Origin of the sequence: Aquimarina latercula DSM 2041, assembly GCF_000430645.1 — a bacterium.
GTDB lineage: Bacteria > Bacteroidota > Bacteroidia > Flavobacteriales > Flavobacteriaceae > Aquimarina > Aquimarina latercula.
Window position 1 is genome coordinate 572,950 of sequence record NZ_KE387185.1, and the last position, 21,994, is coordinate 594,943.

At 32.5% G+C, this 21,994-nt stretch carries 20 protein-coding genes; 5 read left to right on the plus strand and 15 right to left on the minus strand.

The genetic code is table 11. The annotated features are described in order from the left end of the window. Positions 1-3: 3 nt before the first annotated feature. The 7 genes from H526_RS0120390 to uvrC form a co-directional block, all read right to left on the minus strand. Positions 4-1,260 (minus strand): peptidoglycan DD-metalloendopeptidase family protein, encoded by a 1,257-nt coding sequence (locus H526_RS0120390; protein ID WP_027394716.1) that lies wholly within the window; start codon positions 1,258-1,260, stop codon positions 4-6. Between the two features lie 6 nt (positions 1,261-1,266). Then, positions 1,267-2,232, minus strand: coding sequence for a tryptophan 2,3-dioxygenase family protein (locus H526_RS0120395; protein WP_027394717.1), 966 nt, complete (start codon positions 2,230-2,232; stop codon positions 1,267-1,269). Next, positions 2,232-3,008 (minus strand): DUF3108 domain-containing protein, encoded by a 777-nt coding sequence (locus tag H526_RS0120400; protein ID WP_027394718.1) that lies wholly within the window; start codon positions 3,006-3,008, stop codon positions 2,232-2,234. Before H526_RS0120400 ends, H526_RS0120395 begins: the two co-directional genes overlap by 1 nt. 411 nt (positions 3,009-3,419) lie before the next feature. Continuing rightward, entirely contained in the window at positions 3,420-4,559 is a 1,140-nt protein-coding gene (hppD, locus tag H526_RS0120405; RefSeq protein ID WP_027394719.1) for a 4-hydroxyphenylpyruvate dioxygenase, read from the minus strand. A gap of 155 nt (positions 4,560-4,714) precedes the next feature. Further along, positions 4,715-5,872, minus strand: coding sequence for a homogentisate 1,2-dioxygenase (locus H526_RS0120410; RefSeq protein ID WP_027394720.1), 1,158 nt, complete (start codon positions 5,870-5,872; stop codon positions 4,715-4,717). Positions 5,873-6,053: 181 nt separating this feature from the next. Beyond that, positions 6,054-8,339, minus strand: coding sequence for a patatin-like phospholipase family protein (locus tag H526_RS0120415; RefSeq protein ID WP_081415689.1), 2,286 nt, complete (start codon positions 8,337-8,339; stop codon positions 6,054-6,056). A 7-nt stretch (positions 8,340-8,346) separates the two neighbouring features. After that, positions 8,347-10,146 carry an excinuclease ABC subunit UvrC gene (gene uvrC / locus H526_RS0120420; RefSeq protein ID WP_027394722.1) on the minus strand — a complete coding sequence of 600 codons (1,800 nt, stop codon included), beginning with the start codon at positions 10,144-10,146 and terminating at the stop codon, positions 8,347-8,349. A gap of 165 nt (positions 10,147-10,311) precedes the next feature. On the opposite strand from uvrC, the gene H526_RS0120425 reads away from it, so the two are divergent. From H526_RS0120425 to H526_RS0120445, 5 genes are all read left to right on the plus strand, one after another. After that, positions 10,312-10,740: an ATP-dependent zinc protease family protein gene (locus tag H526_RS0120425; RefSeq protein WP_027394723.1), complete on the plus strand. Its 429-nt coding sequence runs from the start codon at positions 10,312-10,314 to the stop codon at positions 10,738-10,740. Continuing rightward, on the plus strand, positions 10,740-11,612 hold the full coding sequence (gene rimK / locus H526_RS0120430) for a 30S ribosomal protein S6--L-glutamate ligase (protein WP_027394724.1): 873 nt from the start codon (positions 10,740-10,742) through the stop codon (positions 11,610-11,612). Before H526_RS0120425 ends, rimK begins: the two co-directional genes overlap by 1 nt. A gap of 6 nt (positions 11,613-11,618) precedes the next feature. Next, a complete protein-coding gene (locus tag H526_RS0120435) occupies positions 11,619-12,596 on the plus strand; it encodes a succinylglutamate desuccinylase/aspartoacylase family protein (RefSeq protein ID WP_027394725.1) in 978 nt (325 codons plus the stop codon). Positions 12,597-12,599: 3 nt separating this feature from the next. After that, entirely contained in the window at positions 12,600-13,169 is a 570-nt protein-coding gene (locus H526_RS0120440) for a 5-formyltetrahydrofolate cyclo-ligase (protein WP_027394726.1), read from the plus strand. Positions 13,170-13,230: 61 nt separating this feature from the next. Next, entirely contained in the window at positions 13,231-13,632 is a 402-nt protein-coding gene (locus H526_RS0120445; RefSeq protein ID WP_027394727.1) for a response regulator, read from the plus strand. Positions 13,633-13,635: 3 nt separating this feature from the next. Here the strand turns inward: H526_RS0120445 and H526_RS0120450 are convergent, their stop codons facing one another. From H526_RS0120450 to ileS, 8 genes are all read right to left on the minus strand, one after another. Beyond that, positions 13,636-14,253 carry a lipoprotein signal peptidase gene (locus H526_RS0120450; RefSeq protein WP_027394728.1) on the minus strand — a complete coding sequence of 206 codons (618 nt, stop codon included), beginning with the start codon at positions 14,251-14,253 and terminating at the stop codon, positions 13,636-13,638. A 42-nt stretch (positions 14,254-14,295) separates the two neighbouring features. Further along, the gene (locus H526_RS0120455) at positions 14,296-14,916 is read right to left on the minus strand and encodes a hypothetical protein (protein WP_035086129.1); all 621 of its coding nucleotides are present in this window, start codon (positions 14,914-14,916) and stop codon (positions 14,296-14,298) included. 91 nt (positions 14,917-15,007) lie between these two features. Further along, positions 15,008-15,721, minus strand: coding sequence for a DUF4097 family beta strand repeat-containing protein (locus H526_RS0120460; RefSeq protein ID WP_027394730.1), 714 nt, complete (start codon positions 15,719-15,721; stop codon positions 15,008-15,010). Between the two features lie 32 nt (positions 15,722-15,753). Continuing rightward, positions 15,754-16,512, minus strand: a complete 759-nt coding sequence (locus H526_RS0120465) for a DUF4097 family beta strand repeat-containing protein (RefSeq protein ID WP_027394731.1) — start codon at positions 16,510-16,512, stop codon at positions 15,754-15,756. A 32-nt stretch (positions 16,513-16,544) separates the two neighbouring features. Then, the gene (locus tag H526_RS0120470; protein WP_027394732.1) at positions 16,545-17,336 is read right to left on the minus strand and encodes a HEAT repeat domain-containing protein; all 792 of its coding nucleotides are present in this window, start codon (positions 17,334-17,336) and stop codon (positions 16,545-16,547) included. A 4-nt stretch (positions 17,337-17,340) separates the two neighbouring features. Next, positions 17,341-17,874: an RNA polymerase sigma factor gene (locus H526_RS0120475; protein ID WP_051336257.1), complete on the minus strand. Its 534-nt coding sequence runs from the start codon at positions 17,872-17,874 to the stop codon at positions 17,341-17,343. Between the two features lie 123 nt (positions 17,875-17,997). Next, positions 17,998-18,381: a TraR/DksA family transcriptional regulator gene (locus tag H526_RS0120480; RefSeq protein ID WP_027394734.1), complete on the minus strand. Its 384-nt coding sequence runs from the start codon at positions 18,379-18,381 to the stop codon at positions 17,998-18,000. Positions 18,382-18,385: 4 nt separating this feature from the next. Further along, a complete protein-coding gene (ileS, locus tag H526_RS0120485; RefSeq protein ID WP_027394735.1) occupies positions 18,386-21,790 on the minus strand; it encodes an isoleucine--tRNA ligase in 3,405 nt (1,134 codons plus the stop codon). Positions 21,791-21,994 lie beyond the last annotated feature (204 nt).

The window sequence follows — 21,994 nt, forward strand, 5'->3', positions numbered from 1 at the left end:
TGGTTATAATATTTCTTGTTTTGGTTTGAATACGATACTGTCTAGTCTAGTTTTAAAAGGTTCGATATGTTTGTAAAAAGCGGGCCGTAAGCTATCTTTTAAAGGTTTAGACGCTGGTAAATCTTGCTTAAATGGGTCTACTTCTTTTCCGTTTTTCCAGAAACGGTAGCAAACATGAGGCCCACTTGTATTTCCTGTCATTCCTATATAACCAATTACATCTCCCTGTCTAACATATTCTCCAACTTTTACTGCTCTTCTACTCATGTGTAAGTATTGTGTTTCGTATGTCGAATTATGTCGAATTTTTACATACTTACCATTTCCTCCTCTACGTTCGGACTTGGTTACGGTTCCATCCGCTGTAGCTAAAATTTGAGTTCCAATCGGTGCGGCAAAGTCTGTTCCTCGATGCGGTCTTATTTTATTTCCGTAGTATTTTATTCTTCTTTTAAGATTGTATCTCGAAGAAATTCTACTAAACTGAACTGGTGCTCGAAGAAACGCTCTTCGAAGATTATTTGCTTCTTGATCAAAATAATCTGAGGTTCTATTGATAGTGTCGTCTTCGAATTGGAATGCGTATATAGGTTTACTTCTATGCTCAAAGTAAGATGCTTTGATTTCTCCAATTCCTGCCGGAATTGTGTCATTTATATATTTCTCTGTATAAATTACCTTAAACTGATCTCCCGCCTGTAGTCTTGTAAAATCTATGGTCCATGCGTAGATGTCTGCCATTTTATAAGCAACAAGAAAACTAAGATCCATTTCATCAAAAGTTTGTGATAGATTGCTTTCTATAGTTCCAGAAGCTATTCTTTCTACAATCTTTACTGGTTTCGCACTTTTTCTTGCGACAATACTATCTCTAAAATCGACAACAGTATAATCTATAAGCCCGTTTTGATACACAAAAACTTGTGCTTTTTCAGTAGTGTCTTTTGATTTAAGAAGTGTGTATGCTTTTCCAGCAGTAATTCTGGCTACATTAAACGTGTCTTTAATTTTATTCGAAATTTCGAAAACTTTGGCTCTAGAAATACCGTGACTGTCCAAAATAGCTCCAAAACTATCTCCTGGTCGGACAGTATCCCTAACTACCATAAAATTATTAAGGTTGTATCCAAATTCCTTAACAACTGGCGGCTCTTTTATTTTTTCAATTATTTCAGGAACTGTAACTACTGGTTCTTTTTTCTCTTGCTGACATGAAATCAATACTACCGACAAAAGTAGTATGTAACCTAAATTCTTCAACTGACTTTATTTTGTGGTATTAAATTGATGGGTTACCCATTGTTGTCCCCAGTTTTCCTGTTCTTCTGCGCTCCAAAGATTAGGAAAAAACATGATCCTTTGAAAACTTGGTGGTAGAAACTTTTTCCAGTTAGTTCCTCCTGTAGCCAATACTTCGCCTTTATCTTTATTAAGATACCTGTAGGCGGCACCCATATGCATTAATAACCAATTAATATTTACATTGGTGTCAAAAGTACGCATTGCATTGATAAGCTGCACATTATTTTGCTCTTTTTCCGGAAGTTCCAAGTATTTGTGATAGATCGTACTTTGTTTTACTTGATTTGCAATACGCATCATTCTAGGAGTATAGCGATATTCAAATTGCTTAAGTGTCAATGTTTTTTCGCCGGTTTTAATATCTGTAGCTCCAGATTTCCAGTATAAATGTTCATATACTTCTTCGAGCGAATCTTGTTCAGAAAATTGATCTCTTTCTTTAGCGTTTACAAGATTTACTAAAGGAGTAGCATATATTTCTATCATTCTGAATTGTACAGACTGAAATCCACTAGCAGGTAAAAGAGACATTCGGTATTTTAAAAACTGATCTCTATCCATTCCTTTGATCATAACATCAAAAGAGTTTATGAGAACTCTAAAATACCTATTAATTCTATCTAATTTTTTTGTAAAAAACTCTGCATTCTGCAGTTTGTCATCAATGATTTGTTTTAGTTCATGGATGATTAGCTTAAAATAGAGCTCGGTAATCTGATGGTACATTATAAAAATTTCTTCATCAGGGAAATGTGTTCTCGGAATTTGTAAACTAAGCAATGTGTCCAGATGAATATAATCCCAGTAAGTAAGGTACTTATCATGAAGTAAACCATCTAAATAGGATCCAAGATCCTGACCGGAATTTTTAAACTTTTTTTCGAGCTGTAATATTTTTTCAGCAATCTCGGGTTTTATGGATTGGTCCATTAATCTATAACAATTTTGAGAGGGTGTTTAAGACCTTTGTAAGCTATTAGATCTGCGTTAATAGATCCTACGAGAATATCAGCTTTTATTCTAATTGGCATGCGATTATCATCATCACTTACCCAAACAGTTAAACTTTCCTCTTCTTTAAATACTCTTTCGGCTTGTACAATTGGACGAAATTTTAAACAACGAATTTTGTTCCCATTCATTTTTATAGTTTCTCGTCCTAAAAAGCGTAATTTGAATAGGTAATTTTCATTATCAAAAAACATATTGACAAATTGTTCATCACCTTTCTTTAGCGAAGATACATCAATATTATTTCTTAGGTAATAAAATGAAGACATCATATCTTGTATGTTGTCTTTGGTATTGAATGTCTCTTTCTTGTTGTATTTTTTATTAAATACTTGCGCTTTTTTATTATCGTGATCAAAATTAATTTCAATATCCTTGGTATGGCCTCCTTCGTTGATCTTACGAATAAACCGATAAGGTTTTATTTCGTTTTTATCTACATATGTTTCATAGTAATCCTCTACTTTAAAAAACACACTTAAAAGCCCTGAAGATTTCCCCGTTCCTACAATATGATGGACGGGCATTCCATTAAGAATTTCATCTTTAACTTCTAAGGTAGCGTAACTGGCTGTAAAAACTCCGTAACGGATTTTAAATTTGAACCATTCGCCATTTTCAAAAGACTTGTGGTTTTCTTGAGCAACCGAAGAAGCTGAAATCATAATTAGTAATAAAAGAAGATATCTTTTCATGACTGTTTTGGGCATTGTTTTATTAACGTATGTGTTATTATGATGAATATTTACAATATCCATTCCAAAAATACTATATAATATAAACAGATAAAAATTAGTAGTATTACTTAATTCTTAAAAAAAGTTGATAAAAAAAGAGAGCCACCACAGCTCTCTTTTACTTTTATTAACCAACTAAAAACTTAAATTATGAGAATAATTATTGTTTTTGGTATAAGCAGTAACCACTCCGCTTATGATACAAACATCAGCTTTTTTTGCATAATTATCAAACGAAAACGTTTTTTTATTATGATATTTAACAAAAATTTAGGCAGAAACGCATTATTTTTCAATAATCTCAATTTATTAACAATGCTTGCTTTAATTATTCAAAAGGATTTAAGAGTTTTAAATGAAGTAGCTGGTTTACAGTGTCCCTCTTTGTTCTTGTTCTCTTTCTATAGCCTCAAATAACGCTTTAAAATTTCCTTTTCCAAAAGATTGAGCTCCTTTTCGCTGGATTATTTCAAAAAACATAGTTGGTCGATCTAAAACGGGTTTAGTAAAAATCTGTAATAGATATCCCTCATCATCTCTATCAATTAAAATTCCAAGTTCTTTTAAGGGTTGTAAATCTTCATCAATTTCTCCAACTCTATCCAAAACAGTTTCATAATAACTAGCAGGTACCGTAAGAAATTCAACTCCTCTTTGTTGAAGCGCAGAAACAGTTTCTATAATATTATCGGTCGCTAGCGCCATATGTTGTACACCTGCTCCGTTGTAAAAATCTATATATTCCTCGATCTGAGATTTTTTTCTTCCTTCTGCTGGCTCATTTATAGGGAACTTAATTCTACCGTTACCATTACTCATTACCTTACTCATTAAAGCGGTATATTCTGTAGAAATATCTTTATCATCAAAAGAGACTAATTGAGCAAACCCCATAACTTTAGCATAAAACTCACACCATTTGTTCATTTCATTCCAACCAACATTACCAACCATATGATCAATATATTTAAGACCTGTAGATTCGGTGTTATATGGTTTATCCCAAGCGACGTATCCTGGTAAGAATACACCGTTATAATTTTTTCTTTCTACAAAAATATGAACTGTTTCTCCATAGGTGTGTATACCAGAGAATACAACAGTACCATCTTTATCTTCTCTTGTAACCGGTTCCATATATGATTTAGCACCACGTTTAGTAGTTTCTTCATAACTTTTTGTTGCATCATCTACCCAAAGAGCTACTACTTTTACTCCATCACCATGTGCATTGATATGTCTATTGATATCTCCATCAGGTTGTAAAGGCGAAGTAAGTATTAATGTAATTTTGTCCTGTCTTAGAACGTAAGAAACACGATCTTTAAGTCCAGTTTCTAATCCAGCATAGGCTATAGGTTGAAATCCCCAAGCTGTTTGATAATAGTATGCGGCTTGCTTTGCATTACCGACATATAATTCTACATAATCAGTACCTAAAAGTGGTAAAAAGTCTTCAGCTTCGGGAATTATTTTTTCTAAATTTTGGGAAGTTATATTTGTTGACATAATATCTTATTTTATTGTTGTAAAAATTATATAATGAGACTATTCATCCAGAAAACTAAAAAATTATTTTCTGGATACAATCTACCACATAGCTCTAAGATGTGCCGAAATATCTTTTCTGTAATTCAACATGAATTTATATTTATAAAAACTGACTATTCTAACCAGGATTTGTGATAATCTTCATCAGCTATTTTCATTGCCTCTTTGGTAACCATAAGAGGTTTAAAAGTGTCAACCATTACGGCTAGTTCATCTGTTTTTGTTTTACCGATGCTTCTTTCAGCTGCTCCTGGATGCGGTCCGTGAGGAATACCCGCGGGATGAAGTGATATGTGACCAGCATCAATATCATTTCTACTCATAAAATCACCATCTACGTAATACAAAACTTCATCGCTATCGATATTACTGTGATTATATGGAGCAGGAATACTTTCTGGGTGATAATCATATAATCGAGGAACAAATGAACAAACTACGAACGCATCTGTTTCAAAAGTTTGGTGTACTGGCGGTGGTTGATGAACTCTTCCGGTAATAGGTTCAAAATCGTGAATCGAAAATGCATATGGAAAATTAAATCCATCATATCCTACAACATCAAAAGGATGTGATGCATAGACCATATCAAAAATTTCGTCTTGTTTTTTTACTTTGATTAGAAAATCACCTTTTTCATCATTACTCTCCAATTCATATGGAGCTCTTAAGTCTCGTTCACAAAAAGGAGAATGTTCTAATAATTGACCAAACCAATTTCTATATCTTTTTGGTGTGTAAATTGGCCTTCTGGACTCTACAATAAACAACCGATTTTCAGTGGTGTCAAAATCTAACTTATAAATAGTTCCACGTGGGATTAGAATATAATCTCCGTATTTGAAATTTAAATTACCTAAATGACTTCTAAATTTGCCACTTCCTCGATGCACAAAAATTAATTCATCTGCATCTGTATTTTTATAGAAATATTCTGAAGTAGATTCCTGAGGAGCCGATAAAATAATACTCACATCACTATTGGTAAGTACATTTTTTCTACTATTTAAATAATCTTTTTCTGGTGCAACATTAAAACCGTGTAGTCTATACGATTTAATATTATTTTTAATTGCAATTTCTGGAGCTACACTATAGCTTCCTTTAATTTCTTTTACCTGAGTAGGTCGCTGATAATGATATAGATTGGTGGACATTCCGTCAAAACCAATGGTTCCGAATAATTGCTCATAGAATAGATTGCCATCGGGTTTTCTAAAGATGGTATGGCGCTTAGGTGGTATTTTACCTAGAGAATGATAAAAAGGCATGATTTTTTAAGATTATGGTGTTAACTATTAGTTTTGAAAAAAGTAATGCAATAGTAAACCGCTGCCTTATTCCGGATTTCGCTTAATAAGGTAGTGTAGTAGCAATAATAAATTCTGCCAGTACAAGCTCATAACAATACAAATATCGTAAATATTTCCATCTTTTGGATTATAAAAGGTATTAAAACCAAAAACCAATACTGAAATACCATTCTCCTTCTTTTTGTTCAGGAGAATAAGAATATTTTACTTGCACTGGACCTGCAAAAGTTTCTAGACCATATCCCAAAGCATATCCAGAATACTCTGGAGATTCTAACCAATCTCCAGAGTCAAATAATCTAGTGCCAACATTAGCATAATTTGCTGCTAAATTAATATGGTTTTTTGGAAAGATTTCATAGTCCAATGTAACAGAAGCTTTAGCAAAACTATCTCCTACGATACTTAAGAAATCATATCCATAAAATGGAATATTATTATTGATCATTTTTGCACCAAAACCACCAACAAAGAAGTTTAAGCTTCTTACATTTTGTTCTTCCCACCTATTACCTGCACTTACCCCTAAATTAATAGCGGTTTTTTCAAAAACTTTAAAGGCATATCCAAAATCGGCTTTTGCAATAACAAAATTACTATCCGTGCTATTTGGATTATCATCAAATAAGTAATAATTAACCTGTCCATCAAAGAAAAACCCTGAAGAAGGAAAGTATTTATTATTATAACTATCAAATTTTAAGTAAGATAGTGCACTCCAGTAGTTACTATTATCAAATACAACCCTAGGCAATTGATCCTCATCTTCTCCGATGGTTTCAGAAATAAGTCGAAATCTTCTATATTCTGCTCCAAGGCCTAAAGAAAAAGTTTGGTTTAATAAAGTTTCTAAATAAAATTGGGTTTTAAAATCTAAGTAATCAAGATTTATCTTATTCACTTCGATATCCGGCAAGCTAAAATCCTCTCTAACCAATTCATATTCTACATTTCGATTAAAACGATTTAGACTATTTTTTAATCCAATACTCCAATAAAACCCTTTGTCAATATAATAGTCAAAATTGTATCTTATATTATCACCTAAAGCGACATCAAACGAAAGAACATCATTATTAAAAAGTAAACTTTTTTTAGTGAAGTTGACTAGAGCTGCTGTTTGATATAAATCATCATAATGCAATGCAAAACGTAACAGCATAGTATTTTCTGATTCTTTTACATTAAGAACTAGTTCTTTTCCATCTTTTTTATCGATTAGTCGGTGACTTACTCTATCAAAATTCCCAGTAGCGGATAAGTTATTAATTCCTTCATATAATTTCTTATACGTAGTGGTTTTCGGATTGTTTAATTTTAGTTTTAATTTACCTTTAATATATGACCTTGTGTATCTTTTATTTCCCGAAATGACTAGACTGTTAATTAGAAGTGTATCTGAGTTTTTAGGAATTTTTATTCTTGGGCTAGAAGTTTTTTGAAGCCTTTTTATTTCTCTCAATTTTTCATAACTGGCAAAAGCTGCTTTTTCTCCATTAGCAATTATTTTATCAGCTTGATCAAAAGATATTAGAGAAAATTCCGAAATAGAGGGTTTTATGTATATGTCTGTTTCAGGCATTTTAGATTTCATGTCATTAATAGTTCTAAAATTGCTGATCTGTAGCATTATGTTAGTTGCAGAGTTTAATTGATCTCTTGGTATTAGACTATCTTGAACATCTATTCCGATAACTATTTCGGCTCCTTTTTCACGTATTTCTTTAATGGGATAATTATTAGCAACTCCACCATCAGTCATTAAAACTCCGTTTAACTCGATTGGACTAAAAATAGATGGTAAAGCTCCACTGGCTGAAACAGCTTCAGGTAAGTATCCTTTGTCTAATAAAACCTGTTTTCCTGTTGCAATATCTGTAGACATACAAAAAAAGGGAATTGGAAGCTTACTGAAATCGTCAATTTCATGTACATGAGATGTTAAACGGGCAAATTCATTAAAAAAGTTCTGACCTTTTGACAACCCTTGTGGTAATCCAACCTTAAAATTGTCAAATGGTAATGTTAATGCATATTTTTCTGAATCCTCACGTTCATAAAAAGTTTTTGCTTTTCTTGGTAAATCATCTTGTATAAGCACATTAAAATCAACAGCTCTAAATATTGAATCTAATTCTTTAGCATTGTATCCAGAAGCGTATAACGAACCCACAATTGCTCCCATGCTTGTTCCGCCAATATAATCTATTCTAATCCCAGCTTCTTCTATAATCTTTAATGCACCAATATGTGCTAACCCTTTAGCGCCACCACCACTTAGAACTAATCCTACCTTAACATCTTGTTCTTCTGATTTAACATCAATTTCTGGAGTGCCTTGATCTTGAGTCCAGCCTGTTTTAAAAGTAAAGAATACCACAATTAGTAATAGTATATGTAAAACTTTGTTCGTGGTAGATCGCATAATAGGCTTATTCTTTTTTAGAAAGATAGTAATTATACACTTTGGTTGCGCGTGAATTTCCAACGACTTCTTCTAGTTCTTTTTTCGATGCTTCACTAATTCTTTTCACAGACCTGAAATGTTTTAGTAATTCTACAACGGTTTTTTCCCCAATTCCAGGTATAGAATCGAGTTCTGTATCTAAGGCAGCTTTACTTCTTTTTTGTCTATGGAAAGTTATACCAAAACGGTGTGCTTCATTTCTAAGATGTTGTATGATCTTTAAAGATTCTGATTTTTTATCTAAATATAGCGGTATAGAATCTCCAGGATAGTAGATTTCTTCAAGTCTTTTAGCGATTCCAATAATAGTAATTTTCCCTCTTAAATTAAGATCATCTAGAGCCTTTAATCCAGAAGACAATTGTCCCTTACCTCCGTCCACAATTATTAATTGAGGCAGTGGTTGCTTCTCTTCTAAAAGGCGTTTATATCTTCGATAAACAACTTCTTCCATGGATGCAAAGTCATTGGCTCCTTTTACTGTTTTGATGTTAAATTTTCGATATTCTTTTTTACTTGGTTTTCCGTTTTTAAAAACCACACAGGCCGCTACCGGATTTGTTCCTTGTATATTAGAATTGTCAAAACATTCTATATGTCTTGGTTCTTCTGGCAATCTAAGATCTTTTTTCATCTGAGCCATTAATCGTTTTACATGGCGATCTGGATCAATAATCTTAATCTGCTTAAACCGCTCTTGGCGATAGTATTTGGCATTTCTTAGCGATAAGTCTACAATTTTCTTTTTGTCTCCCAATTGAGGAATCGTAATTTTCAAATCCTCTCCAACATCAACTTTTATGGGAACAAATATTTCTTTAGATCTCGAACCAAATCGCTGTCTTAGTTCAATAATAGCCAGTTCTAGTAATTCTTTATCAGTCTCTTCTAATTTCTTTTTGATTTCTGTTGTATGGGATCTTATAATAGCACCATAAGAAAGCTGAAGAAAATTTATGTACCCATAGGATTCATCTGAGATTATAGAAAATACATCTACATTACTGATTTTGGGATTAACTACTGTAGATTTTGCTTGATATTTTTCTAAAACTTCAATTTTTTCCTTTATTCGTTGGGCATCTTCAAACTCCATTTTTTCGGCATGAGTAATCATTTGTTTCCGAAATCTATTGAGCGAATCTTTAAAATTTCCTTTAACGATTTCTCGAATTGCTTCTATGTTTTGATGGTATTCCTTTTCGTCTTGTAATCCTTCACATCCACCTTTGCAATTTCCTAAATGATACTCAAGACATACTTTATATTTTCCACTATCAATTTTTTGTTGCGACAAGTCGTAATTACAGGTCCTTAACTGGTATAACCCTTTGATAAGTTCTAATAACGTATTTACTGTTTTAAAATTAGTATAAGGTCCAAAATATTCAGAACCATCCTTAATAAGATTACGGGTAGGAAAAACTCTGGGAAAACGTTCTTTTTTAATACAAATCCAAGGATAGGTTTTGTCATCTTTAAGCATCACATTAAATCGTGGTTGATGTTTTTTAATTAAGTTGTTTTCTAATAGTAAAGCATCTGTTTCTGTTTCTACAACAATATGTTTTATTGTATTGATTTTTTTAACAAGTACTTTTGTTTTGTAGTTGTCATGACTCTTAGTAAAGTAGGAAGTAACTCTTTTCTTAAGGTTTTTAGCTTTACCTACGTATAGTAATTTATCGTCTTTGTCATAATATTGATAAACACCAGGATCAGTTGGTAACGTTTTAACTTGTATATCTAAAGAAGGTTTCTGCATATTCTAAATGTAAATTTAGTGCTTTACCTGAATTATTAAATATACTTAACGGGAATATTATGTTAAAAACAAAAAAAGTGAATTTAGCTATTAAAAAGTGTTATAGTATAAAATGCATCTGGTTTTTTATTACTTTAGTAATTATATTATTTCAAAGACATTTTTTTGGAAGATCATAAAAAAATAATTGGTAGGACAGATAAGGTGGACTTTCCTCTTTTGGATTTACAAGATATAGATGCAAAAATCGATACAGGAGCATATACTTCCTCTATACATTGTAAGGAAATCAAGGAGGTTGGTCAGATTCTGGAATGTCGTTTTTTAGACCCTACTCACCCCGAATATAATGGCAAAAAATTTACTTTCAAGAACTACGATATAACAGCAGTTAAGAGTAGTAATGGAAAGGTAGAAGTTAGGTATGCTATTAGAACTAAAATCACATTGTTTAATAAAACTAATTCTATAACACTTACATTGTCTTCTCGTGATGATATGCGTTTCCCATTATTAATTGGGCGTAAATTTCTTAGCGGAAAATTTTTGGTAGATCCACAGTTAGAAGATCAGTCTTATAATTTAAAATCCTAATGAATATAAAAATTCTTTCTCGCAGTGCGAGTTTGTTTTCTACTGATGCTTTGGTTCAAGCTGCAGTAAAACGTAAACACAATGTACAAGTTATAGATCCACTAAACTGTGATATTGTTATAGAGAAAAAAAAACCAGAGATCTATTATAAGGGGAAAAAGCTAGACCATGTGGACGCTGTAATTCCTAGGATAGGCTCTTCTATTACTTTTTATGGTACAGCTGTGGTAAGACAATTCGAAATGATGAATGTTTTTACTACGGTTCAATCTCAGGCATTGGTAAATTCTAGAGATAAATTAAGAAGTCTTCAGATTTTGTCAAAAGCTGGATTAGGATTACCAAAAACAGTGTTTACGAATTACTCCAAAGATGTTTCTGAGGTGATCTCACATGTAGGAGGCGCTCCGCTTATTATAAAATTATTGGAAGGAACGCAAGGATTAGGTGTGGTTTTAGCAGAGACTAAAACGGCAGCAGAATCTGTATTAGAAGCTTTTAATGGACTACAGGCCAGAGTTATTGTGCAAGAATATATTAAAGAAGCCAAAGGTGCTGATATTAGAGTGTTAGTAGTAGATGGTCAGGTGGTTGGAGCGATGAAAAGACAAGGGAAAGAAGGTGAGTTTCGATCGAATTTACATAGAGGAGGTAGTGCTAAAATTATTGAATTATCTGATGAAGAAGAGAACGCTGCTATTAAGGCTGCAAAAGCATTAAAATTAGGAGTTGCAGGCGTAGATATGCTACAGAGTGAAAGAGGTCCTTTAATTTTAGAAGTTAACTCTTCTCCAGGACTTGAAGGTATACAAACTGCAACTGGTAAGGATATTGCCAAATCAATTATTCGCTTTATAGAGAGAAGTGTGTAGATCAATATGACGAAAACAGGAGAAAAAGATATCCTAAATATTTTAGGAGAGTATATTCCATTAGGTACAAGCAAAACGATTAATTTTAACATTGCTAATTTATATACTTCAACAAAGGTAGAAATCCCAATTATTATTGAACGGTCAAAGAAGATTGGCCCTACAATATTAATAACTGCAGGGATTCATGGAGATGAGATCAATGGGGTGGAAGTTGTACGCCAGATTATTGCTAAAAAAATAAATAAACCTGCAAAAGGAACGATTATTTGTATTCCTGTTCTTAATGTATTTGGTTTTCTCAGTATGAATCGTTTTTTTCCGGATGGGAGAGATTTAAATAGAGTGTTTCCGGGAACAAAAAGTGGATCATTAGCAAGCCGGTTTGCATATCAATTTGTAAATGAAATTTTACCAGTTGCGGATTTTTGTTTAGATTTTCATACAGGGGGTGCAAGTAGATTTAATGCTCCACATATAAGAGTAGATGGTAAAAACGAAAGGTTAGTAACATTAGCTAAAGTTTTTAATGCTCCTTTTACGCTATTATCAAAAAATTTGGATGGATCATATCGTGCTACTTGTACTAAAAAGGGAGTAGATATTTTATTGTTCGAAGGCGGAAAATCTCAGAATAGTAATAGAGATATTGCAAAAGAAGGTGTTCTAGGGGTGATGCGAATACTTAGATATTTAGAAATGTTAGGAGCTTCTTTTTCAATACCTGAACCAGAACAAGACACTATTGTTGTAGAAAAGAGTTTCTGGATTAGGGCTAAATATAGTGGGTTACTTCATATTAAAATTCCTTATGGAAAGCTTGTGGAAAAAGGAGAAATTCTTGCAACTATAACAGACCCTTATGGTAAAATGAGACATGAGGTAAAGGCAACCAATCCGGGATACATAATTAATGTAAATGAGGCTCCAATAGTATATAAAGGTGATGCTATTTTTAGAATTACTACACAATTAGTTCCGTAGAAAATGAATAAAAAAGAGTTGAGGATTAAGTATAAAAACGTGAGATCACATCTTAATGAAGAAGAGATTGATGATCTGAGCATGGATATCGCCAATAATCTACTGAGTTTGCCAATTTGGGAGCAATCTTTCTATCATATTTTCTTATCTATTAAAAAGCAAAGGGAAATAAATACAGAGTTTATACTTCATATTCTTCAAGGAAAAGATAAAAATATTGTGGTGTCGAAAAGTGATTTCGAAGAAAATACTTTAGAACATATATTGCTTACTGATGGCACTATTCTTAAAACAAATCGCTATGGAATTCCAGAACCCACGGATGGAATTCCTATTCCTGAGTCTAAAATTGATGTCGTTTTTGTTCCCCTATTAGCTTTTGATAAAAAAGGAAATCGCGTCGGGTACGGAAAAGGTTTTTACGATAAGTTTTTGTCTAATTGTAATCCGGAAACGATAAAGATTGGTCTTTCTTTTTTTTCGGTAGAAGAAGAAATAGGGGAAATTTCACAGACTGATATTAAATTAGACTATTGCGTAACTCCAGTTAAAATTTACAGTTTTAACGATTGATGAACCCTTATTAATTGGAAGAGTAGTTATATTGCAATAAGATTTTAAATATTACCCCAGCATGCCCCAGAATACTAAAAGTGTTTGCATCATAGATGATGACAATATGTACATTAATTTAGTGAGTAAAATTATCAAGTTAAAAAAATTATCGAAGAATGTTATAGTCTTTAAAAATGGTAAGGAAGCTTTAGATTTTTTTATAACATCTATTAATGATGATATCAATAATAGGATCCCTCAGGTTATATTCCTCGACCTAAATATGCCTATTATGGACGGTTGGGAGTTTCTTCAAGAGTTTGATAAAATCAAAGATAAAATAGAGGAATCGATAGATTTATACGTGGTAAGTTCATCTATTGATAGTAGGGATATTAATAAGGCTAAATCAATTGATTTGGTGTCAGATTATTTGACTAAGCCTATTAAGTTAGGTGATTTCGAAAAGATCCTAGTTTAAAACCTAAGATACTTCTTCTTCTTTCTTAGGAAAAGCTCTTTTGTTAAAAATAAGTAATAAGAAAACACCAATACTAATTGCAGAATCTGCAATATTGAATACAGGATCAAAGAATGAGAAATGTTCTCCTCCCCAAAAAGGTATCCAGTCTGGTAAGATGTCATCATAAAACGTAAACTGAATCATATCTACTACTTTTCCGTAGAATACGCTTTCATATCCACCACCTTCTGGAAGAAACTGAGCAATCTGTGTAGATGTACTTTCATTAAAAATTATTCCATATAGAATCGAGTCAATAATATTTCCGAAAGCTCCTGCAAATATTAAAGCAATACAAAATGTAAGAATTCTAGAACTATTTTTACGAACAGAATCATACAACCAGTACCCAATTCCAGTGATTGCTACCAGTCTAAATAATGTAAGTATAAGCTTGCCATAATTTCCTGGAAGTTCAAAACCCCAAGCCATTCCTTTATTTTCTACAAATACAATTCGAAACCAGCTAAATACTGGCACTTCTTCATGTAATGAAAAACTAGTTTTGATATATATTTTGGAAATCTGATCAATTAGCAGAACTACGATTATAACTAAAATAGACTTCTTGAGGGACATAAATTTCTCTTATTTCATACAGTGACGGACAAAAATAGTGTTTTATTTTGTTTTGTAGACACTTATATCTCCACTTATAGATTTTAACTCAATGAGATGTTCTCCAAAAATTTTTTCAGCAGAAAGAATCCCCTTTTTTGTTGATGCATTTATTGTAGCATTTTTTGTGTATATCGTAATAGATCCGTCTAAAGTATTGATTACAGCATTCCCTATAAAATCGTTCAAGAAACAATCTCCAGAATTAAGTTCTACAAACAAAGATTTGATTTTAGCGTTTAAATTTAATGATGCCAGCCTGGAAGTGATAACAACATTTAGATGTTTGGGTAATTGTATTTTAACCTTTAATACAATAACTTTATGAGCACTTAATTTATCATTGTGGTTTTCTGAAAATGGTTGGATGTCGTCGATTATAGAAAGTGAATTTTCGTTTCTTTTTGTGTTGATAAACACATTGTTTTGATATTCTCCCTCGGAAACAGCAGTTACTATGATTTTGTTTTCTGAAGTATTTGTAACTTCTATTTGAAATGTGTTATCTAGAGTTATAGAAACTTCGGTTAGATCCGTAGCATCAATACTTTTGTTAAAACTTGATTGTGATTGCATCCAATTAAACACAAACAAAAAGATTAAAAAGAAAAAAGACTTCCTCATATTTTCTAAGGTAGCCTTTTTCCTGATTTTAATTTATATTTTAAACTTGATTTTTTTAGAATAGAAGGTTAAATTTATAAAGCGTGTTTCATTATTGTTTTCTTATAAAAATGTCACCACTTACTGTCTGAAGTGCCAACTGACTTTTAGTATCTCCAAAAGTACCTGTTACCTTGCTTCCTACTATTCTGTTTTTTCCTTGATCAAATTCTAATTCTTTGTCAGAATAGATCATTCCTGTAACAGTTTCTGCTTTTAGTTTGGATTTTGCAATATGAATATCGATAGTACCGCTTACTGTCTTAAGACTTAAATCTCCCTGATATTTTTTAATATCAATATCACCACTTATGATATCAATTTCTAGTTCTCCTTGATAGTTTTCTGATGCAACACTTCCTGATATACTTTTAACTCTTAGGCTCATATCTTCTGGCAAGTATAATGTGTAATTGGCATCCATATCTAGATTATTACAAGGGCCCCAGTTATTGTTTTTGTTTGATCCTTTCTTTTTGTTCCATTTTTTGAATAAATCACCATAACTTGATTCGATATCCAGGACAGCATCAGCGTTGTTTATTTTTAGATCAAAATAGTCATCAAATTCTCCATCGTTAATACTTACTTCGGCTTTAAGGTAGACAGTGCTTTTATCCCAAGTTTTGATAACGATATCTTCGGCAAATTTAAATTCTACCCGAACTTCATTGGAAGAAGGAGTGATTTCTTTTTCTATTACTTTTTGTGCACTTACTTGAGATAAAGTGAAGCATACTGCGATTAGGTTTACTAAAATTTTCATGATTTTCTTGTTTTGATTGATGATTGACCTCTTTATTGTTTTCTTAGATATATATTACCGGTGGCTGACCTTAAGCTAATTTCTACTCCACCTTTATTAAGTTTTGTTTTTATTGTCCTTCTTGATCCCACAATTTTCATATTATTTTCTTCTTTAGGGAAGGCAAGTTCAAAGTCTGTAAAGATTTCACCCATTGTAGTTTTGAGTTCAAGGTTTGTTGCTGTATTTGAAGGAAGACTAACATCTATAGAACCTGCTGCAGATATTAAAGAGATAGGAGATTTTTGGCTAACTTTCTCAAAAACAACATTGATTTCTCCTGTCGCTGTTCTAGCTACTACAGGTCCGGTGATATCTTTAAGAGTTATCTCTCCTATATTAGTAGAAGCTTCAATTTCTGAGGAAAATCCAATTAATTTGATATCTCCGAGATTACTCCTTTCAATAGAAATGTTGACGTTTTTTGGAAGGTATATTTTTAGAGTATTACTATGCATACCTTTTAGGTTTTTTACAATCAATGTTTCACCTTCTCTTTTAGTAAAAATACCAACACCGGTATTGTCAGAACCACCCGCATATACTGCTTTGAGACCTTTTGCTTTCTCAGGTAAGCGTCGGTTTTCTCCGATTATTGTTATTTCATTCTTGTCGTGAGCAGTTATCGATAGGCTAGCGTCTGAACTAATTTTTACCTTTTTAACACCTTTTAAAGGTTGTGTATAGTTCTCTTGTGCTTTTAGTTGCCCTATAGTAATAAAAAGTACTATGGCGATTGCTATATTTTTCATCTGTTCTGTTTTAATGTTTTTTGATTGAAATTTTAAATTAAATTAGGGAGACCAATGTTTACTTGATCTTTTACATAACTTGGAGTTTCTTCATTTTGAAGTAACTTTTCCATAGAAGGAACTGCGCGTTTTTCCTGTATGGATACTAATATTTGAATTAATTCAATTTGCATGCCTGGATCTTGTTCTGTTTCCAGTGCATTTATAAATGATTTACGTACCATTTCTAAATCCGAAAATTTAGCAAGTGCTTCTGCTGCAGCTAGTCGCACATTGATATGATCATCATAAAACATTTTACTTATTAAAGCTTCTAATATGTCATTACCTGGTTTTTCGAATTCTTCAGCATAGTTTACAGCTTGCAAACGTTTACTTGCCGATTCATTTTCTATTAGAGAAATAGTAACTTCTTGTTTTAGTTGTATTTTTTCTTTCTCCAATACGGCCATTTCTTTATAAAAAGATGCATCGTTTTGTTGCTTTCCATAGAAATATGAAGAAATGATTAGCGCAATTGTTGCCGCGATTTGTAAAGCTGTTTTCCAATATTTTTTTGAAGAATTATGAAGCGATATTACTTTAGATTCTGACAATAACTTTTTTTCTTGCTCAAGCATTTTTTCAAAACCTTCTTTCAGGGTTTTATTTGGTAATTCTTGGTCAGTATTGTCTATTCCATTAAGAATGAGACGTAATTCATTTAATGATTCTTTACAGCTATTACAGTTTGTTAGATGAGCTGTAATAGTTTCGCGTTCTTGTTGATCTAAGTTGTCATCAAGATAATCGATGAATTTTTCTTCTATTTGTTTACAGTTCATAATACTATATATTTTGTAAGTAATGATCTTTTAATTTATGAATTGCACGATGTACTTTGGTTTTAACGGCTCCTGTTGTGGATCCTGTAATTTCTGCAATTTCTTGATACTTGATTCCTTGATATCGATTCATGATTACTAATTCTCTATCGTTAGGGTTTAGCTCTTTTAATGCGTTATCAAGTTGTTCTTTAATTTCTTCTTTTTCTATATGATCGGTTTCTTTTCGTTCTATTTTGTATTCGATTTCATCTAATCGCTGATCTTTATTTTTCTGATTTTGATAGTGATCAGAAAAGATATTCCTAGCAATTGTATAAATCCAAGATGAAAACTTACCTTTTTTATAAGACTTTCTGTATTTGATAGCTTTATAGAAAACCTCTTGAGTGATATCTTGGCTGACATCTTTATCTCGAGTCATTTTCAATAAAAAATTAAATATTCTTATATGGTATCGATCAAAAAGGATACTCATCATATCTAAATCATCATTAGATACTAGAATCATTAATTCTTCGTCAGTTAGATTTTTCAAGATGTTACTCTTTTTGGTTAGTCTCTATAAGTAATACCAGAATTTTTTAAAAAGGTTACATTAGGGTATAAAAAAAGTGCTTTCCGATTGAGAAAGCACTTTAAATTTACAATATTTTGATATTTATTTCTGCATATTCTTAGCTTCAATACTAAGAGTAGCGTGCGGAACTAGTTTTAACCTTTCGGGATTAATAAGCTTTCCAGTCACACGGCAGATACCATATGTTTTATTTTCTATGCGTAAAATCGCATTTTTTAAATCACGGACAAATTTTTCTTGTCTAATAGCTAATTGAGTGTTTGCTTCTTTAGACATAGTTTCACTCCCCTCTTCAAAAGCTTTGAATGTAGGTGAAGTATCATCTGTACCATTGTTACCGTCGTTTTTGTAAGCGCTCTGAAGTAATTCTAAATCCTTCTGAGCTTTTTCCATTTTTTCAACGATGATTTCCTTGAACATCGTTAAATCGGCGTCGCTATACCTTACTTTTACATCTTCTGCCATACTCTTATTGTTTTTTTATTACCAATTGGGTTGCAATGTCGTCAAACGCAATTTCTGTACCATTTATTACATCTGTTGCAAATTCAATTGTATCGGTTAAGGTTTCATTCTTGATGTATGCTTCATTAGTTGCAACAGCTTCTTGTATAGATTTGTTTTCTTTTATTACAACTTCTATACGATCAGTCACTTCTAATCCACTATCCTTACGAATATTTTGAATTCTATTTACAAGTTCCCTTGCGATACCTTCTTTTCTAAGCTCTGGAGTTATGGTTATGTCCAAAGCTACAGTAAGTGATCCAGAATTTGCAACTAACCAACCCTCGATATCCTGAGAACTGATTTCTACATCATCGGTACCTAATGTAATAATTTTATCATTAATTTCTATATCAAAACTACCAGTTTGTTCAAGAATTTTAATTGATTCTTGATCAAAAGATTGTATCTTATTGGCTATCAGTTTCATGTCTTTCCCGAAACGAGGACCTAGATTTTTAAAATTTGGCTTAATTTGTTTTACTAATATACCAGAAGCGTCATCTAATAGCTCAATTTCCTTAACATTAACTTCACTTTTAATCAAGCCAGCGATGTCATTTATCTCAGCTTTGTCGGCTTCATTTAATACAGGAATCATAATTCTCTGTAATGGCTGTCGTACTTTTATTTTTTCTTTTTGACGTAAAGAAAGTACTAAAGAACATACAGATTGAGCTTTTTGCATTTTGTGCTCTAGCGCTTTATCTACATATGAACTATCATATTCTGGGAAATGCGAAAGGTGAACACTTTCGAAAGATTTTTGACCAGAATTAGAAACAAGATCTTTATATAATCGATCCATAAAAAATGGTGCAACCGGAGCTCCTAATTTAGCTACTGTTACCATACAAGTATATAATGTTTGGTACGCCGATATTTTGTCTTTCTGGTAATCACCTTTCCAATATCTTCTTCTACTCAAACGAACAAACCAATTACTCAGATTTTCTTGAACAAAATCAGATATGGCTCTAGAAGCCTTTGTAGGTTCGTATTCATTGTAATATTCATCTACACTTTTTATTAATGTGTGTAGTTCGCTTAGAATCCAACGATCAATCTCCGGACGTTCTGCTAATGGAATATCAGCTTCGGCATAAGAGAAATTGTCGATATTGGCATATAATGTAAAAAAAGAATACGTATTGTATAAAGTTCCAAAGAACTTACGGCGAACTTCACCGATTCCTTCTGTATCAAATTTTAGGTTATCCCAAGGATTAGCATTACTAATCATATACCATCTAGTAGCATCAGGGCCGAATGTTTTTAAGGTTTCAAACGGATCTGTTGCATTTCCTAAACGCTTAGACATTTTTTGACCATGTTTATCTAAAACCAAGCCATTGGATACCACATTTTTGTATGCAACATCATCAAATATCATAGTTCCTATTGCATGAAGTGTATAAAACCATCCACGGGTTTGATCAACACCTTCTGCTATAAAATCTGCTTTTTTCTCTCCAGATTCTACCTTTTCTTTGTTTTCAAATGGATAATGCCATTGTGCATATGGCATGGATCCAGAATCAAACCACACGTCAATAAGGTCACTTTCGCGTTTCATTGGTTTTCCTGAAGGTGAAACTAAAGTGATCTTGTCAACAACATTTTTATGAAGATCTATTTTGTTATAGTTTTCTTCGCTCATATCTCCGACAATAAAATCTGCAAAAATATCTGCTTCTAGAACACCAGCTTCTACCGCTTTTTTCATTTCAGCTTTCAACTCTTCTACAGATCCTATGATCATCTCTTCTTTACCGTCTTCAGTTCTCCAAATAGGTAATGGAATTCCCCAAAAACGAGATCTAGATAAATTCCAATCATTAGCATTTGCTAGCCAATTACCAAATCGTCCTTCTCCTGTAGCTTTTGGTTTCCAGTTGATGCCAAGGTTTAACTCATGCATACGATCCTTAAAGTCGGTTACTTTTATAAACCAAGAGTCTAAAGGGTAATATAAAATAGGCTTGTCTGTACGCCAACAATTAGGGTAACTGTGAACATATTTTTCAACCTTAAATGCTTTGTTTTCTATTTTTAATTTGATAGCAATCTCTACGTCAACGGACTTTTCCGGAGCTTCACCATCATTGTAGTACTCGTTTTTTACATATTTTCCACCAAATTCTCCAACGTGTTTTGTGAATTTACCTTGTAAATCAACTAACGGAACTAAATTGTCGTTATCATCTTTAACGAGTAAAGGTGGAATTTCTGGAGTTGCTTGTTTGGCAACCATAGCATCATCTGCACCAAACGTAGGAGCAGTATGTACAATACCAGTACCATCTTCGGTAGTTACAAAATCACCAGATATTACTCTAAAAGCATTTTCTGGATTGTCATAAGGAGTTGCATAATCTAGTAGTTGCTCATAACGGATTTCTACTAGATCAATTCCTTTAAATTCTTTAAGGATGTAATATGGAACTTTTTTATCTCCTTCTTTAAAAGCATCTACTTCGTTTTCATTTTCCACTAAAACAAATTTTCCGCCAAACTGTTTTCCAACTAGATTTTTAGCCAGAATCACATTAATCGGTTCGAACGTATACTGATTGAAAGTTTTTACAACTACATAATCAATCTTGGGCCCAACGGTTAATGCAGTATTCGATGGTAATGTCCAAGGAGTAGTTGTCCAAGCTAAGAAATAAATATCACCAATCACATCTGTTAAGAAAGAAGGCAGTGTTTCTTTTTTAGATTTGAACTGTGCAACTATTGTTGTATCCGTTACATCTTGGTATGTTCCTGGTTGATTAAGCTCATGTGAACTTAATCCTGTTCCCGCTTTGGGAGAATATGGTTGTATTGTATATCCTTTGTATAATAACCCTTTCTTATAGATTTCAGAAAGTAACCACCATACGGTTTCCATATACTTAGATTTATAAGTAATGTATGGATCTTCCATATCTACCCAATATCCAATTTTTTGGGTAAGATCATTCCAGATGTCCGTATAACGCATTACGGCTTTTTTACAAGCTTCGTTATATTCTTCAACGGTAATTTTCTTGCCGATATCTTCTTTAGTGATACCTAATTCTTTCTCGACTCCTAATTCTACAGGAAGTCCGTGAGTATCCCATCCAGCTTTACGCTTTACTTGAAATCCTTTTTGAGTTTTATAACGACAAAAAATATCTTTAATAGCACGAGCCATTACGTGGTGAATTCCTGGTAATCCATTCGCTGATGGTGGTCCTTCAAAAAATACAAAAGGAGTTGCACCTTCTCGCTCAGAAATACTCTTTTCGAAAATATTATTCTGTTGCCAGAATTCTAGTATATCGTCTGCCACTTTGGGCAAGTCAAGTCCTTTATATTCAGGAAACTTCGTGCTCATTTGATCGTTCTTTCTGTTAAGTCTGCGAAAATAAGGATTTTCTATAAAAATGACGAGTGTAAACAGCTCAAATATTGGTGATTATTTGACTATAAAATTTTGAATATTAAATCTAGTATTTAGTTCGCTTTTGATTTAATTTGAAACCGATTAAAGAAACCATCTATAAAATTAAAATAGTATGCTCTTGGTAATACATGAAAA

Excerpts from the sequence above, each read along its gene's own strand:
- H526_RS0120395 (WP_027394717.1), bottom strand. The coding sequence starts at position 2,232 with ATGGACCAATCCATAAAACCCGAGATTGCTGAAAAAATATTACAGCTC.
- H526_RS0120400 (WP_027394718.1), bottom strand. The coding sequence starts at position 3,008 with ATGAAAAGATATCTTCTTTTATTACTAATTATGATTTCAGCTTCTTCG.
- hppD (WP_027394719.1), bottom strand. The coding sequence starts at position 4,559 with ATGTCAACAAATATAACTTCCCAAAATTTAGAAAAAATAATTCCCGAA.
- H526_RS0120410 (WP_027394720.1), bottom strand. The coding sequence starts at position 5,872 with ATGCCTTTTTATCATTCTCTAGGTAAAATACCACCTAAGCGCCATACC.
- H526_RS0120415 (WP_081415689.1), bottom strand. The coding sequence starts at position 8,339 with ATGCGATCTACCACGAACAAAGTTTTACATATACTATTACTAATTGTG.
- uvrC (WP_027394722.1), bottom strand. The coding sequence starts at position 10,146 with ATGCAGAAACCTTCTTTAGATATACAAGTTAAAACGTTACCAACTGAT.
- rimK (WP_027394724.1), top strand. The coding sequence starts at position 10,740 with ATGAATATAAAAATTCTTTCTCGCAGTGCGAGTTTGTTTTCTACTGAT.
- H526_RS0120435 (WP_027394725.1), top strand. The coding sequence starts at position 11,619 with ATGACGAAAACAGGAGAAAAAGATATCCTAAATATTTTAGGAGAGTAT.
- H526_RS0120440 (WP_027394726.1), top strand. The coding sequence starts at position 12,600 with ATGAATAAAAAAGAGTTGAGGATTAAGTATAAAAACGTGAGATCACAT.
- H526_RS0120445 (WP_027394727.1), top strand. The coding sequence starts at position 13,231 with ATGCCCCAGAATACTAAAAGTGTTTGCATCATAGATGATGACAATATG.
- H526_RS0120450 (WP_027394728.1), bottom strand. The coding sequence starts at position 14,253 with ATGTCCCTCAAGAAGTCTATTTTAGTTATAATCGTAGTTCTGCTAATT.
- H526_RS0120455 (WP_035086129.1), bottom strand. The coding sequence starts at position 14,916 with ATGAGGAAGTCTTTTTTCTTTTTAATCTTTTTGTTTGTGTTTAATTGG.
- H526_RS0120460 (WP_027394730.1), bottom strand. The coding sequence starts at position 15,721 with ATGAAAATTTTAGTAAACCTAATCGCAGTATGCTTCACTTTATCTCAA.
- H526_RS0120465 (WP_027394731.1), bottom strand. The coding sequence starts at position 16,512 with ATGAAAAATATAGCAATCGCCATAGTACTTTTTATTACTATAGGGCAA.
- H526_RS0120470 (WP_027394732.1), bottom strand. The coding sequence starts at position 17,336 with ATGAACTGTAAACAAATAGAAGAAAAATTCATCGATTATCTTGATGAC.
- H526_RS0120480 (WP_027394734.1), bottom strand. The coding sequence starts at position 18,381 with ATGGCAGAAGATGTAAAAGTAAGGTATAGCGACGCCGATTTAACGATG.
- ileS (WP_027394735.1), bottom strand. The coding sequence starts at position 21,790 with ATGAGCACGAAGTTTCCTGAATATAAAGGACTTGACTTGCCCAAAGTG.